9 protein-coding genes are annotated in these 14983 nt (G+C 35.1%); 5 read left to right on the forward strand and 4 right to left on the reverse strand.

Annotation, left to right across the window (positions count from 1 at the left end; all coding sequences use genetic code 11):
- Positions 1 to 188: 188 nt before the first annotated feature.
- The gene (locus B2U95_RS10090; protein ID WP_296315831.1) at positions 189 to 2462 is read right to left on the reverse strand and encodes a beta-N-acetylhexosaminidase; all 2274 of its coding nucleotides are present in this window, start codon (positions 2460 to 2462) and stop codon (positions 189 to 191) included.
- Positions 2463 to 2502: 40 nt separating this feature from the next.
- Here B2U95_RS10090 and B2U95_RS10095 point away from each other — a divergent pair, with 40 nt between their 5' ends.
- The 3 genes from B2U95_RS10095 to B2U95_RS10105 all read left to right on the forward strand — a co-directional run bounded on the left by B2U95_RS10095 (position 2503) and on the right by B2U95_RS10105 (position 8211).
- Positions 2503 to 5433, forward strand: coding sequence for a GH92 family glycosyl hydrolase (locus B2U95_RS10095; RefSeq protein WP_296315833.1), 2931 nt, complete (start codon positions 2503 to 2505; stop codon positions 5431 to 5433).
- A gap of 83 nt (positions 5434 to 5516) precedes the next feature.
- Positions 5517 to 7187: an MFS transporter gene (locus B2U95_RS10100; RefSeq protein WP_296315836.1), complete on the forward strand. Its 1671-nt coding sequence runs from the start codon at positions 5517 to 5519 to the stop codon at positions 7185 to 7187.
- Positions 7188 to 7197: 10 nt separating this feature from the next.
- Complete coding sequence (locus B2U95_RS10105) at positions 7198 to 8211, forward strand: isoaspartyl peptidase/L-asparaginase family protein (RefSeq protein ID WP_296315838.1); 1014 nt, start codon at positions 7198 to 7200, stop codon at positions 8209 to 8211.
- Here the strand turns inward: B2U95_RS10105 and B2U95_RS10110 are convergent.
- The gene (locus tag B2U95_RS10110) at positions 8208 to 9620 is read right to left on the reverse strand and encodes an aldehyde dehydrogenase family protein (RefSeq protein WP_296315840.1); all 1413 of its coding nucleotides are present in this window, start codon (positions 9618 to 9620) and stop codon (positions 8208 to 8210) included. The two genes, B2U95_RS10105 and B2U95_RS10110, sit on opposite strands and share 4 nt — an antisense overlap.
- A gap of 276 nt (positions 9621 to 9896) precedes the next feature.
- Between B2U95_RS10110 and B2U95_RS10115 the strand changes: the two genes are divergently transcribed.
- Positions 9897 to 10145, forward strand: a complete 249-nt coding sequence (locus tag B2U95_RS10115) for a hypothetical protein (RefSeq protein ID WP_296315842.1) — start codon at positions 9897 to 9899, stop codon at positions 10143 to 10145.
- Positions 10146 to 10218: 73 nt separating this feature from the next.
- On the opposite strand, the gene cphA is transcribed toward B2U95_RS10115, so the two are convergent.
- Positions 10219 to 12861 (reverse strand): cyanophycin synthetase, encoded by a 2643-nt coding sequence (gene cphA / locus B2U95_RS10120; RefSeq protein ID WP_296315845.1) that lies wholly within the window; start codon positions 12859 to 12861, stop codon positions 10219 to 10221.
- A gap of 98 nt (positions 12862 to 12959) precedes the next feature.
- On the opposite strand from cphA, the gene B2U95_RS10125 reads away from it, so the two are divergent.
- Positions 12960 to 13820, forward strand: a complete 861-nt coding sequence (locus B2U95_RS10125; RefSeq protein WP_296315849.1) for a cyanophycinase — start codon at positions 12960 to 12962, stop codon at positions 13818 to 13820.
- A 28-nt stretch (positions 13821 to 13848) separates the two neighbouring features.
- Here the strand turns inward: B2U95_RS10125 and B2U95_RS10130 are convergent, their stop codons facing one another.
- Positions 13849 to 14778 (reverse strand): isoaspartyl peptidase/L-asparaginase family protein, encoded by a 930-nt coding sequence (locus tag B2U95_RS10130; protein WP_296315852.1) that lies wholly within the window; start codon positions 14776 to 14778, stop codon positions 13849 to 13851.
- Positions 14779 to 14983: the final 205 nt, after the last annotated feature.

The raw sequence follows: 14983 nt of genomic DNA on the forward strand, positions 1-14983 counted from the left end.
AATGTCATTCCTGCAAAGGCAAGAATCTTATTGTTTTAGTTTCAAAGTGGATTCCGCATCAAGCGCGAAATGGCAAATCGTATTGTCACTTCGAGTGATTCCGCATTTTTTATCGGAATTGTATCGAGAAGCATTAATAGGTTCTCGGTACAAAATTGCAAAAAAGCAATTTCACTCGAACTGACGTATTAGTTAATTATTATTTCATCAATAAACGTCCAAGCTTTATTGCCAGCTCCTTGTTTGCCATCTGGAATGATTCCATAATTTGGAATCCTCAATCTAATCTCCTTAGCTTTTTCACCTTCAAATATTGATTTAAAATCGATAATCAAGTCTTCATTGGCATTCAATTCAAATACTTCAAAACTACCATTCCCTAATGCTATTTCTATTTCTTTAGGCGCATAAATCCATTGACCTTGTCCATTATGGAATCGGGTTTCAATAGAATGAATGTGTTTTACTTGTTTTAAGTCAATCACAATCTCAATGTCTTCTCCTGAAAACCCTAACCACTCCTTATCTCCATAACGATAATTGCTCCCAGAAATACCATTAACTAAACCAGCTGCTCCACTTCCTGGGTAGCTTTTATTGAGCTCTTTGTTGATCGTAATTGTCGCACCAACCGCTTTATGTAAATTAATCTCTTGCGAAAACGTAGTTCCTAATTTTTCTTCTGCATCAAAAACTCTAGCCTTTAAGTTTACACTTTCATTAATAGATACAGGTTCTTTATAAACTTCAGAGTCTGCAGTTGGCTCAGAGCCCTCTAAGGTGTATCTAATGATTTTCCCTTTAGAAGACGTTTCCATTTGGTAAACGATATTGTTTTCAATCGAAAGTAATTCGCCTTCAATTTCAAATAAATGATTCGCATAATTAATATCTAAAGCGTCTAATCGTTTATGAAAATTTTCGACTCTAGATGCAAATTCTTTATAATTTCGCTCTTTAGAATTTAACCAAACGACTTCACTCAAAGCTAATATTCTTGGAAAAACCATATACTCCACTTGTTTAGTATTCGGCATATACTCCGTCCAAACATTACCTTGTGCTCCAAGTACATATTTGGCTTCTTCTTCAGTTAATTCATCCGGAATTGGATTAAGACTATACACTTTTTCTAATGGCAAAAAACCACCAATAGCCAATGGTTCGTCTTTGTTTTCAGATTGATAGTGATCAAAATAGCAATGTGAACCTGGTGTTAAAATAACGTTGTGATGTTGTTTCGCTGCTTCAATCGCTCCATCAAATCCTCTCCAAGACATAACTGTAGCGTTTGGTGCTAATCCTCCTTCCAAAATTTCATCCCAACCAATAATTTGTCTGCCTTTACTATTCAAGTATTCTTCAATTCTTGAAATAAAATAACTTTGTAATTCATGTTCATCTTTTAAACCTTCGTCTTTAATTCGTTGTTGACAGGATTTACATTTTTTCCAGTTTGTTTTTGGTGCTTCATCTCCACCAATATGTATGTATTTACTTGGGAATAATTCTAAAACCTCATCAAAAACAGCTTCTAAAAAAGCGAAAGTTTCTTCTTTTGGGCAGTAAATATTTTCAAAAACTCCACCTTTTTTGGCGACTTCAACTTGTTCACCCGTACAGCCTAATTCTGGATACGCTGCTATGGCAGCTTGTGAGTGTCCTGGCAATTCAATTTCGGGAATAACCGTTATAAAACGGGCACTTGCATAAGCTACAATTTCTTTTATTTGCTCTTGTGTATAGTAACCTCCATATTTTTTGCCGTCAAATAGTTGTGGTTGTGCATTGTAATGACCAATCAAAGTCTCATTCCTATAGGCTGCAACTTCTTGAAGTTTTGGATATTTTTTAATTTCAATTCGCCAACCTTGATCTTCTGTTAGATGCCAATGAAACGTATTCATTTTAAGCATGGCTAAGGCGTCAACGTATTTCTTTATAAAATCAACTGAAAACAGATGCCTACCAACATCGAGATGCATACCTCTATATATAAATTGTGGTGCATCTGTAATTGAGACACATGGAATATAAACTTGTTCAGCATTAAAACTTCCATTTTCAAAGTCTGGTGACAATAACTGCCTCAAAGTCTGAACTGCATAAAAAGCCCCTTGGTCTGTTTTTGCCTTTACTTCTATGCTATTCGGAAGAATTTGAAGCGAATAACCTTCGTCGTTTTCAATACTAGTATCTATAATAAATTGTATGTCGTTTCCTTTATTGAGACGTATCCTTTTGCTTTGTTCAATAAATGATTTCAAGAATTCTGCTGAAACTTTTAAGGCTTCTGGATAATCAATTCCTGTAGAACTACTTAATATAAATTGACCTTCATTTAATGTTTGCTTTGATGGCATTGGAATAATTTTCACCTCACCTTTTTGAATTGCATTTTCTTGACAGTTAAATAACAACTGTACAAAAAGGAATACGCTAAGGACTTTCTTGATTTGCATTTTAGTATATTAGGTGCATTAAAATTAACAATCTTTTTTGATGAACTTTAAACTAACCCCCTTTTTAATTGTTCTTGTTCTATTTATTAGTTGCAATGATTCATTTTCAACCTCAGAAGCACAGAAAGACCAACCACTTACCAGCTATGTAAATACCTTTATAGGAACTGGTGGACATGGTCACACTTATCCTGGTGCTACGATGCCATTTGGAATGATGCAACTAAGCCCAGACACACGATTAGATGGTTGGGATGGTTGCTCTGGTTATCATTATACAGACAGTTACATTTATGGGTTTTCGCACACACACTTAAGCGGAACTGGCATTAGCGATTATGGAGATGTACTTTTAATGCCAACGAATGAACACAACTTTAATAATGGTGCTGATGGTAAAAAAGGGTATCGCGCACATTTCTCTCATGATAATGAAACAGCAGAACCAGGTTATTATAAAGTGCATTTAGATTCTACGAATATTGATGTAGAACTAACGGTTTCAAAACGAAGTGGCATTCATAAATACCAATATCCTTCTAGCCAAAATCAGTTCTTAATTTTAGATTTAGAACATCGCGATAAAGTTTTAGATGCTAAAATTGAAAAAAATTCTAATACGGAAATTGTAGGTTATCGCCATTCTGAAGCTTGGGCTAAAGACCAACGTTTATATTTTGTTATAAAAACGTCTCATCCTTTCAATGATGTGTTACAATCGCCTCCTGAATTTGGAATGCCTGGAGCGCGACGAACCTCTTTAAACTTTATTAACCCAAATAACGAACCTGTTTATGTTAAAGTCGGAATTTCAGCAGTTGATGAAGCTGGAGCAAGAAAAAATCTTGAAGGAGAAATAGGAGATCAAAGCTTTGAGCAAGTAAAAAAAATAGCGCAAGATTTCTGGGAAAAGCAATTAGAAAAAATAGTTATCGAAAGTAATGATATAGATAAAAAGACAAACTTTTATTCTGCGTTATACCACACAATGCTCGCACCAAATCGTTATCAAGATGTTGATGGTCGTTATAGAGGTATGGACTTAGAAATTCATAATGCTGATTTTGATTACTACACGGTGTTTTCACTTTGGGATACTTACAGAGCTGCGCATCCACTATACACTATTATTGAGCAGAAAAAAACCAACGATTTCATAAAAACCTTTTTAGCAAAATATGATGAAGGTGGCATTATGCCAATGTGGGATTTGGCTGGTAATTATACAGATTGTATGATTGGTTATCACGCTGTTCCTGTCATTGCAGATGCCTATTTAAAAGGTATTAGGAATTATGATTCGGAGAAAGCTTTTGAAGCTATGAAACATTCAGCTACTAGAGATAAATTTGGATTAGAAGCTTATAAAAAATATGGCTTTATTCCTGTGGATGAAGAAAGTGAATCAGTTTCAAAGACGTTGGAATATGCATACGATGATTGGACGATTGCACAAATGGCAAAAGCCATGGGTAAATCTGAAGATTACAAAACCTACATTCAGCGTGCGCAGTATTATAAAAATGTTTTTGACCCTGAAACTCAATTTATGCGTGGTCGATTCAGAAATACATGGTTTGCACCTTTTGATCCTTATGAAGTAAATTTTAATTATACCGAAGCTAATTCTTGGCAGTACAGCTTCTATGTACCACAAGACATTTCAGGATTTCTAAAACTATTAGGTGGAAAAGAAAAGTTAGAAAACAAGCTCGATGAATTGTTTAATGCAAAGACAGAAACCTCTGGTCGTGACCAATCCGATATTACAGGATTAATTGGACAATATGCTCATGGTAATGAACCGAGTCACCATATGGCTTATCTCTATAATTTTGTAAACAAACCACATAAAACGCAAGAAAGAGTCCATCAAATTTTAACTGAATTATATCATAATGATCCTGACGGAGTTTCAGGAAACGAAGATTGCGGACAAATGAGTGCTTGGTATGTACTAAGTTCTATGGGGTTTTATTCGGTGACTCCAGGAAGTAATGAGTATATCATTGGAACGCCACTATTTGATAAATCATCTATTAATCTTGAGAATGGGAAACAATTCAACATTATTGCAAATAATCTCAGCGATACTAACATTTATATTGAACGTGTAAAATTAAATGGTGAAACACATAATGAAACTTATTTAAGCCATGATGCTATTGTTTCTGGTGGCACTTTAGAATTTACAATGACCAATCAGCCTTCAACTTGGGGAACAAAAGAAGGTAATGAGCCAAAAACAGAAATTAAAGATCACATTATTCTGCCATCACCATTTATTGCTGAGGGAGATATTACGTTTAGAGGCTCTACTGAAATTGTTTTATCCACTTCAGAAGAAGGAGCTAAAATATTTTATGCTATTGATAACGATAATTTCAAAATTTATGAGTCGCCATTTACAATCACTAAAGATACTAAGGTGAGATTGTATTCTGAAAAGGGAGATTTAAAAAGTCCAATTCTTACCACTCCGTTTTATAAAATAGACCCTAACCTTAGTCTTACTTTAAAAAGTGAATTTGCTAATCAATACAGTGCTGGCGGAAATGATGCACTTATTGATGGTATAAGAAGCACTAAGAACTACAGAACAGGGAGCTGGCAAGGCTACTGGAATACCGATTTAATAGCTACAGTAAATTTAGGATCTCAGAAATCTATTAGTAGCATAAAAGTAAACTTTTTAAGAGATCAAGGAGCATGGATTTTCCACCCAACAGAAGTGCAGTGTTTTGTATCTAAAGACAATAAAACTTTTACAGCACTGCCGCCTCAAAAGATGAATACTGCTGAAAAAAATTACGATATCAACATTAAAACTATTGAATTTAAATTTAATCCTGCCAATTATAAATATGTAAAGATCATTGCCAAAAAACTTGGTGACCTACCAGAGTGGCATATTGGATATCCTATGGATGGGAAAAGCTGGATTTTTGTTGATGAAATTTCGATTAAATAATACATCGCAATGAAGAAGGGACTTGTCAGGTTTTCAAAACCTTGCAGATCTGAATAATGCAAAACTAACTAACAATTAAATAAATGAGTAATCAATATAACAAATCTGCATTAGCTACGCTTTGTACAGTCTTCTTTTTCTGGGGATTTATTGCAGCTTCTAACAGTGTCTTTATTCCATTTTGCAAGACCTATTTTAACATTGACCAATTTCAATCCCAGTTAGTAGATTTTGCGTTCTATGGAGCCTATTATATTGGTGCACTCTCCCTCTTTGTCGTATCAAGTCTTATAAAACGTGATATCCTTAATAATTGGGGTTATAAAAATGGTATTGTTTATGGTTTGCTTCTCTCTGCCATAGGTGCTTTTATTATGTATCCTGTAACCGCTGGAGCAGAACAAGGACAGACAGGTGTGTTTTATTTAGTACTTATCGCCTTTTTTATTGTTGCACTAGGATTTTCGCTACAACAAACAGCAGCTAACCCTTTTACGGTTGCGCTTGGAGATCCCAAAACAGGTTCACATCGGTTGAATTTAACAGGAGGAATTAACTCATTTGGGACAACTATTGGCCCTGTCGTTGTGAGTTTAGTGATATTTGGTTCGGCATCATGGAGTACCGACGAATTGGCTCAGATGATTACCAATAACGAAATTACTTTAATGACAGTCCAAAAACTCTACTTAGGAGTTGGTGTGCTGTTTTTAGTTGCTGCAGCACTTTTTCATTTTTCAAAAAAGCTACCTGCTCTAAAATCCGATACTGCTTTTGAACCTGCTAATAAAGCGCGTAACTTATTACTAGTTTTGACCCTAATTATCGTCGGTTGTTTTGGTTATATTTTTAGTACTTATGCAGGTACAGAAGCTGCAACAGAAGCCATAGAAAAAATAAGATTAATTCTACTCTTTGTTGCTCTTTCTGCAGTTATAGCTTCCGTATTTTATGCCAATACAAGTGCACGTAAAAATGCTAAAGGTTGGGGAGCTATGAAATATCCACAACTCGTTTTAGGCATGCTCGCCATTTTCACTTACGTAGGTGTTGAAGTGACTATTGGTAGTAATTTAGGAGAACTATTAAAACAAGGTGTTGCCGAGACAGGTTTAAATGCGCTTGGCCTTCCTGTATTAAATGATTCGCAATTGGGTTCTTATATTTCATTGTATTGGGGCGGACTTATGATTGGTCGTTGGGTTGGTGCAGTAACGGTTTTTAATCCAAGTAAAGGCTTAAAAAAAGTACTGCTAATAATTGTACCTTACGTTGCATTCGGAGTTATTATCCTAGTGAATTCTATAAAATATAGTTTTACGACTAACGAAATATTGTTTTTCGCTATTTGTATTGCAGTACAAATTGGTGGATTCTTTTTAGCAAAAGATAGTCCTGTTAAAACTCTAAAAATATTTAGTTTTCTTGGTATTCTGGGAATGTTAATAGGTTTATTTTCATCAGGAAATGTTGCTTTATTCGCCTTTTTATCGGGTGGATTATCTTGTTCTATTATGTGGCCATGTATTTTTACGTTGAGTATTGCTGGTTTAGGAAAATACACGTCGCAAGGTTCAGCCTTTTTAGTGATGATGATTTTGGGTGGTGGTATTATTCCACCGGTTCAAGGAAAGTTAGCAGATGTATTTACAATTCAATCGTCGTATTGGATAGCAGTAGCTTGTTTTGCATATTTATTATTCTATGCGTTTAGAACAAAAGCAGTATTGGATAAGCAAGGAGTTGACTATTAATTTTTAGATAATGAAAAGAAGACACTTTATAAAAAACGCTTCGCTCACAGGAGTCGGTTTAGCAGTCGGTAATTCTGCATTAAGTTGCGGAAATTCAACGGAAAGCAAACCTATACAAGACCAAACTAAAACTGCTATGGTAATTGATAAAACTAAATTCCCTACAGCAATTTGTACTTGGGGATTTGTAAACGCTAACGCAAAAGCTGGCGAAGAATTATCTAAAGGTGTAAAAGCGCTAGATGCTGCCATTGCTGGTGTAGCAGTTGAAGAAGAAAATATTAAAAATACAACCGTAGGTAAAGGTGGCGCACCAGACAGAGAAGGTAACGTAACATTAGATGCTTGCGTTATGGATTCTAATGGAGACTGTGGATCGGTACTTTACGTGGAGAACATAACCAATGTTGCTGCACTAGCAAAGATAGTTATGGAGGACACACCTCATGTAATACTTGCTGGAGATGGCGCTGAAGAATTTGCATATTCTCAAGGGTTTAAAAAAGAAAAACTTCTAACCGATGCTTCTGAAAAAGCTTGGAAAAAATGGATGGAATCACCAGAATACAAACCTATTATTAATATTGAAAACCATGATACTATTGGTATGCTTTGTATTGATAAATATGGAGATATTGCAGGTGCTTGCACTACATCTGGCTTGTCTTATAAAATGAAAGGTAGAGTTGGTGATTCTCCAATAATAGGTTCTGGTTTATTTATAGATAATGAAATTGGTGGAGCTGTTGCAACAGGGATGGGAGAAGAAGTTTTAAAAACAGTGGGTAGTTTTTTAATTGTTGAACTCATGCGAAATGGAATGAGCCCACAACAAGCATGTGAGGAAGCTATTGAGAGAATTGTATCTAAAAATGACCGTTATAAAGATTTTCAAATTGCCTATATTGCTATGAATAAAGCAGGAGACATTGGTTCTTATTGTATTCATGAAGGGTTTACCTATATGAAATATGAGGACTCAACTAATGAGAACGTTAAAGTAGATTTTTATAATAAAGCTTAAAACCACTTTATAGTAAATCGTGCCATCTTTTCTTTTAAACCTGTGTAAGGTGGAAACAAAAATTCTGTTGCTCCAAAGGTATGCTGCTCTACAATAGCGCGTTTATTGCTAAACGCTTCGAATCCAAAAAAGCCGTGGCTTTTGCCAATACCACTATTATTTACTCCTCCAAAAGGAAGGTAATGGTTAGCATAATGAATAATGTTATTGTTAATACACGTTCCTCCTGCTCTTGTATTAACAATGATTTTTTTTGTATTAGATCTGTTCTTACTATAGATATAAAGTGCTAGTGGCCGCTCTTTAGTATTGATGTAATCAATAGCCTCGTTTAAATCTTTATAAGTTACAATAGGTAAAATTGGTCCAAATATTTCTTCGGCTAATAATGTTGCTTCGGCTTTTAAATCTGAAATAATTGTTGGTGCTATATATTTTTTGGAAGCATCTACATCACCACCTACTTCAATTATTGCATTTAATTCCTTAGCATTTTCGATATGTAATTTTAAGCGCTCTAAATGTTTGTCTGTAACAATTCTACCATAAGAACTTGATGACTCTGGCTTATCTCTATAAAACGTACTTAACCATTTTTTGCAAGCTGTTATGAATTCAGCCTTTATAGATTCGTCTATTAAGACATAATCTGGTGCTACGCATATTTGACCACAGTTTAAAAATTTCCCCCACATAATCTTTTTAGCTGCCATATCAATATTTGCAGTTGCATCTACAATTATTGGAGATTTACCGCCAAGCTCTAAAGTCAGAGAGCTTAAGTTTTTAGCTGCGGCAGTCATCACAATTTTACCAACATTTGGAGAGCCCGTAAAAAAGATATGATTGAATGGTAATTTTAAGAGTTCTGTTGATACCTCAACTTCACCTTCAACAAGAGCGACTTCATTTTCTGTAAATACCTCTGTAATAATCTTTGCCATTAAAGCCGATGAATGCGGTGTCATTTCAGAAGGTTTTATAATAACTGTATTACCGGCTGCAATTGCAGCAACTAAAGGTCCAAAGGTTAAGTTAAAAGGGAAATTCCAAGGTGATATTATTAAACAAACCCCTTTAGATTCATGTATATAGTAAGAACTTGCACCCAACATAGATAAAGTTGTCTTTACCTTTTGTTTACGCATCCATTGATGTAAATACTTTTTTACATGCTTAATATCACCTATTATAGGATACACTTCTGTAAGGTCAGCTTCGATAGCTGGCTTACCTAAATCCTTATATAATGCTTCCTTTATCTGATCTCTAAAGGTAAATTCTATAGCTCGTTGAAGTGCATTTATATTTTTAATCCTTTGACTATAAGTGCTTTGACCTACTTCTAGTTGATTATTGTTTTGCTTTGAAAACAACTCAAAGTAAGTGTTATTTCTAAAATCTACCATTTACTAATACTGTATTTATTGGGCTACACACCGTATTTATGTATTTCACCGATTTAATATACTATCGCATACCGTTAATCCTTGACATCGTGAAGCTTACCTATTAATTTACCATTCTAAAGGGCTGCAAGCTCATTTTGTGTATTTCGTCGATGTTTTTAACGAGCGTGTGTCAGTTATCTAATTATCGCCTTGTTTCATCTAAATTATTCACTCACAATAAATATCTGCCGTTTCTTTGAGTGGAAGTTAAAACAAATATAGCTTCAAACAATTATGAAAAAAGGTTTAGTAATCATATTATTTTTAACAATGTCTCTAGCAGGATTTGCACAGCAAGATTCTGTAAGTAGTATTGAAACTGAACTTGTTGATTTGACTAAGGCTGAAACACCAGCAGCTATTTCTGCAGAAGTAAAAGCTAAGGTTTTAAAAATTAACCGTAAAAAAAGTAATGCTATTATAAGTATTAAAGCTTATAGAAAGAGCTTACAAATTAAAGTAAAAACTGTAAAACTTTGCTAAGAGTTCATTATAGATAATTAAAAAGCCGAAACATTAGTTTCGGCTTTTTTCATTTTTATAAATCAGTAATCTATTAATCCGCGTAATTTAATTCACCTCTAGCTTCTTGCTCTTTAAACTTCTTAACCAAGTCTAAAGCATCTGGTATAACATCACTACACAATATAATCAGTGATCCTTTTATTGCATTTTTTACAGCATATTTTATAGCTTCTTTTTCTGAAGGTATTATCGTTATCTTCTTATTTGGATCTCTTTTCTTAATACCATCATTAAGCATCTTAATAAGCTCTTCTTCTGTTTTACCTCTTAAACGTTTGTCTTGACGAATTATAATTTCATCAAACATATCTGCTGCTATAGCTCCCATTTCATTGTTATCCTCAAGACGTCTGTCTCCAATACCAGCAATGATACCTACTTTAACAGTAGCATCTAGTTGATCCGTAAATTTCTGAAGTGCTCTCATTCCTGATGGATTATGAGCATAATCTAATAAAATAGTAAAGTCCTTAAACTCAAATAAATTTAAACGACCTGGTGTTTGCGCAGCAGATGGAATAAAAGTTTCTAAACCAGCTTTCATATCTTCTATGCTAATACCTTGTACGTGTGCTGCTAAAATTCCGGCTAACACATTTTGAATCATAAATTTTGCTTTTCCACCAAAAGTCAACGGAATATTTTCTACCTTCATTAGACGCATTTTCCATTCTCCTCTACATATAGTAACATAACCATTTTCATAAATTGCTGTGATACCATTTAAACGTTGTAGTGCCTTAACACGAGGGTTATTCTCATCCATAGAAAATAAGGCCACATTACAATCTAAATTACGTCTCATGTCGTACACCAAATCATCATCTGCATTTAAAATAGCATAACCATCTGGTAAAACTGTTTCTGGTATGACTCCTTTAACTTTTGCCAATTGCTCAATAGTATGAATCCCTTTAAGTCCCAAATGATCCGCAGAAACATTAGTTACAATTGCAACATCACACTTTTTAAAACCAAGACCAGCTCTTAATAAGCCTCCTCTTGCACATTCTAAAATGGCAAAATTCACTGTTGGATCTTTTAGTACAAACTCGGCACTAGCAGGACCTGTACAATCACCTGTCATTAATAATCTATTTTGTATATAAACACCATCACTGGTTGTATAACCAACCCGATAACCTTTCATTTTAGCAATGTGCGCTACTAATCGAGATGTTGTCGTCTTTCCGTTAGTTCCTGTTATTGCAATAATAGGAATACGCCCTGTATCTCCTTTTTGAGGAAACAATTTTTCTATTACAGGAGCAGCAACATTTCGTGGTAATCCAGACGTTGGTGCCAAGTGCATTCTAAAACCAGGACCAGCATTCACTTCGAGCACCGCTCCACCAGTTTCTGATAATGGTTTTGAGATATCAGTAGTCATAATATCTATCCCACAAATATCTAAATCTATAATTTTTGAAATTCGTTCAGCCATACTTACGTTAGCCGGATGAATAATATCTGTAATATCTTCAGCCGTTCCTCCAGTACTTAAATTGGCCGTATCTTTTAATATTAAGCGTTCACCTTTAGCAATGACAGATTCTAAAGCATAACCAGCATCTTTAATAATGGTTAGAGTTAGCTCGTTAGTTGTGATTTTAGTCAAAACATTTTCATGCCCAAATCCACGACGAGGATCGCTATTCACTTTATCTATAAGTTCTTTCACAGTAGATTCACCATCACCTGTAACATGTGCTGGAGTCCTAATAGCACCAGCTACTAATTGATTATTAATAACCAATAGTCTATAATCTTCACCTTTAATAAATTTTTCTACAATTATAGCACCACTGCGCGAGCTCTCTTTTGCATGTTTAAATGCTTCAAGAGCATCTTCATTATTTTGTATATCTACCGTAATTCCTCTTCCATGGTTTCCGTCAACTGGTTTAATCACTAAAGGAAAACCGACATAACGACACGCTTCCTCTAAACTACGTTCGCGACGAATAATATCTCCACGTGGTACATCTATTTCTGCTTGCTCTAACAAGTATTTTGTATCTTCTTTATCACATGCCAACTCTACTCCTATACTACTTGTTTCGCTAGTTACAGTTGCCTGAATTCGTTTTTGATTAGCTCCATAACCTAATTGGCAAAGCGAATATTTGTTGAGTCTAATCCAAGGAATACCTCTTGCTTCTGCTTCTGCAACAATAGAACCGGTACTTGGTCCAAGACGATCAGCTTCACGAAGCTCTCTCATTTCTTGAATATCGTCCGTTAAATCATAATCTTCACCAGCAATTAAAGCCTCACATATTCTTACTGCAGATTTTGCCGCAAAACGTCCTACGGATTCTTCCATATAAGAAAAGACCACACTATAAACACCTTCTTCACCGTAGCCTCTAGTTCTCCCAAAACCAGTATCCATACCTGCTAGTGTCTGAATTTCTAACGCAATGTGTTCAATAATATGACCCATCCACGTACCATCATCAACACGCATAAAAAAACCACCTTCGCAACCTTCTGAGCAGCGATGAGAATACATAGTAGGAAACATAGCTTTTAATCGCTCGGGAAAACCTTCAACCTTATTTGAAGGTAATTCTTCCATCTCTTCGAGATCTAGAACCATTACTATTAATTTATGTCGTCTCACAGACCAGTAATTTGGTCCTCTCATGGCGTTTATCTCGCGTATATTCATAGGTCTTGGTATTTATTTATAATCTTGAAAGATTATAAATATAGTATTTTTCAATAGAAAAATTGGCTTATTTTTGCACAAAATTTTAGATACAAACTATGCACAAGAAAAAGGGAACTTTGATACCAATTGGCGGAAATGAAGACAAAGGGATTGAAGCTGACGAAATGTACACCTTAGAATTTATTGACGAAGGTATTTTATACCACGTAGTAAGAGAAGCTGGTGGCATTGATGCTAATATCGTAGTTATTCCAACGGCATCAAGTATCCCTGTTGAAGTTGGTGAAAATTATTTAACTGCTTTTGATACCCTTGGATGTAAGAATGTCGAAGTTTTAGACATTCGTTCTAAAGAAGATTCTGAAACAGAACGTGCTATTTCACTTATTACTAATGCGAATTGCGTAATGTTTTCTGGTGGTAACCAATCTAAAATCACAGATGAAATTGGTGGCACCACTATTCATAAAATTTTAGTAGATCGTTATACAAACGAGCCTGGATTTGTAATTGCAGGCACTAGTGCTGGAGCCATGGTAATGGCAAATGAAATGATTGCTGGAGGAAGTGCTACAGAATCTTTTATTAAAGGAGCAGTAACTATGTACAAAGGTTTAGGTTTAGTACCGAGCCTTATCATAGACACGCATTTTATAAAGCGAGGTCGCTTTGGGAGAGTTTCTGAAGCCGTAGCTCAATTTCCTGATTTAATTGGAATTGGATTAGCTGAAGATACGGGTATGATTATAAAAAATAATAAGTGTCGCGTTATTGGCTCTGGAATGGTAATTGTTTTTGATGGCAGACGTTTAACACACAATAAACATTCTATTTTAAGTGAAGGCACACCAATGTCCTTAACGGGTTTAAGAACGCACATTCTATCTAATGGTGACCGTTTTCATATTGACAAGAAAAAGGTAAAAGTGTTACCTATCGAAGCTCCTTTTATATAACAAGACCCCTTTGAAAAAAGAGATTTTGTTATTTATAAATTGAAATATCTTCTTTTCCGTTTGAAGTCTTACTAGCACGATACATCCCTTCCGTGTTAAAAGGCATCGCAATATTTCCTTTAGCATCAACAGCAATTAAGCCTCCATCGCCTCCTATTTCAAGTATGCGCTTATTAATCACTTCATTTGAAGCTTCTTCAATGCTCATATTTTTATGTTCCATTAAACAAGCCACATCGTAAGCTACAACTCCTCTAATAAAAAATTCACCACTTCCTGTACAACTAATAGCACAGGTTTTATTATTGGCATAATTACCCGCTCCGACCATTGGAGAATCACCTACACGTCCCCATTTTTTATTAGTCATACCACCAGTTGAGGTTGCTGCAGCTATGTTTCCATCTTTATCACAAGCAACGGCTCCGACGGTTCCGAATTTTGAATCTTTCTTTGTAGAATGATCCAACTGAAAGCTATCTGTGTCCTTTATCTCTAACCATTGGTTATGTCTTAATTCATCATAGAAATACGCATCATCTTCTAACTTATAGTTTAGCTCTTTGGCAAATTGCATCGCACCATCACCTGCTAAAAATACATGTTCGCTTTTTTCCATGACATCTTTAGCAAGTGCCACCGGATTTTTAATTCCTGATATTAAACTCACAGCACCAGCATTTAAGGTTTTACCATCCATAATCGAGGCATCCATTTCGTGCGTTTCAGTTGCTGTAAATACAGCTCCCTTTCCCGCATTAAATAAATGTGAATCCTCTAATACTTTAACCGCTGTCTCAACAGCTTTAACCGCAGATTCTCCGTCTTCTAACACTTTATAGCCTGCATTTAAGGCTAACTTTAAAGCGGCTCTATATTCCGACTCTAATGCTGAAGTCATCATTCCTTTTACTAAAGTACCTGCACCACCATGTATGGCTATTGAAAATGTGTTCATCTCTAAATTTTGAATGTGGAAAATTACGAATTGCTTTTTAATTAAACGCTTAACTTTTCGTAGTTTTATAGACTTCAAAATTAAAATACATGTCAGACAAAAAACGTCTTTTTTTAGTTGATGCTTTCGCACTTATTTTCCGTGGGTATTACGCTTTTATAAAAAATCCACGAATCAACTCCAAAGGTGAAGATACCTCAGCCAT

Source organism: Winogradskyella sp. UBA3174, from assembly GCF_002364335.1.
Taxonomy (GTDB): Bacteria; Bacteroidota; Bacteroidia; order Flavobacteriales; family Flavobacteriaceae; genus Winogradskyella.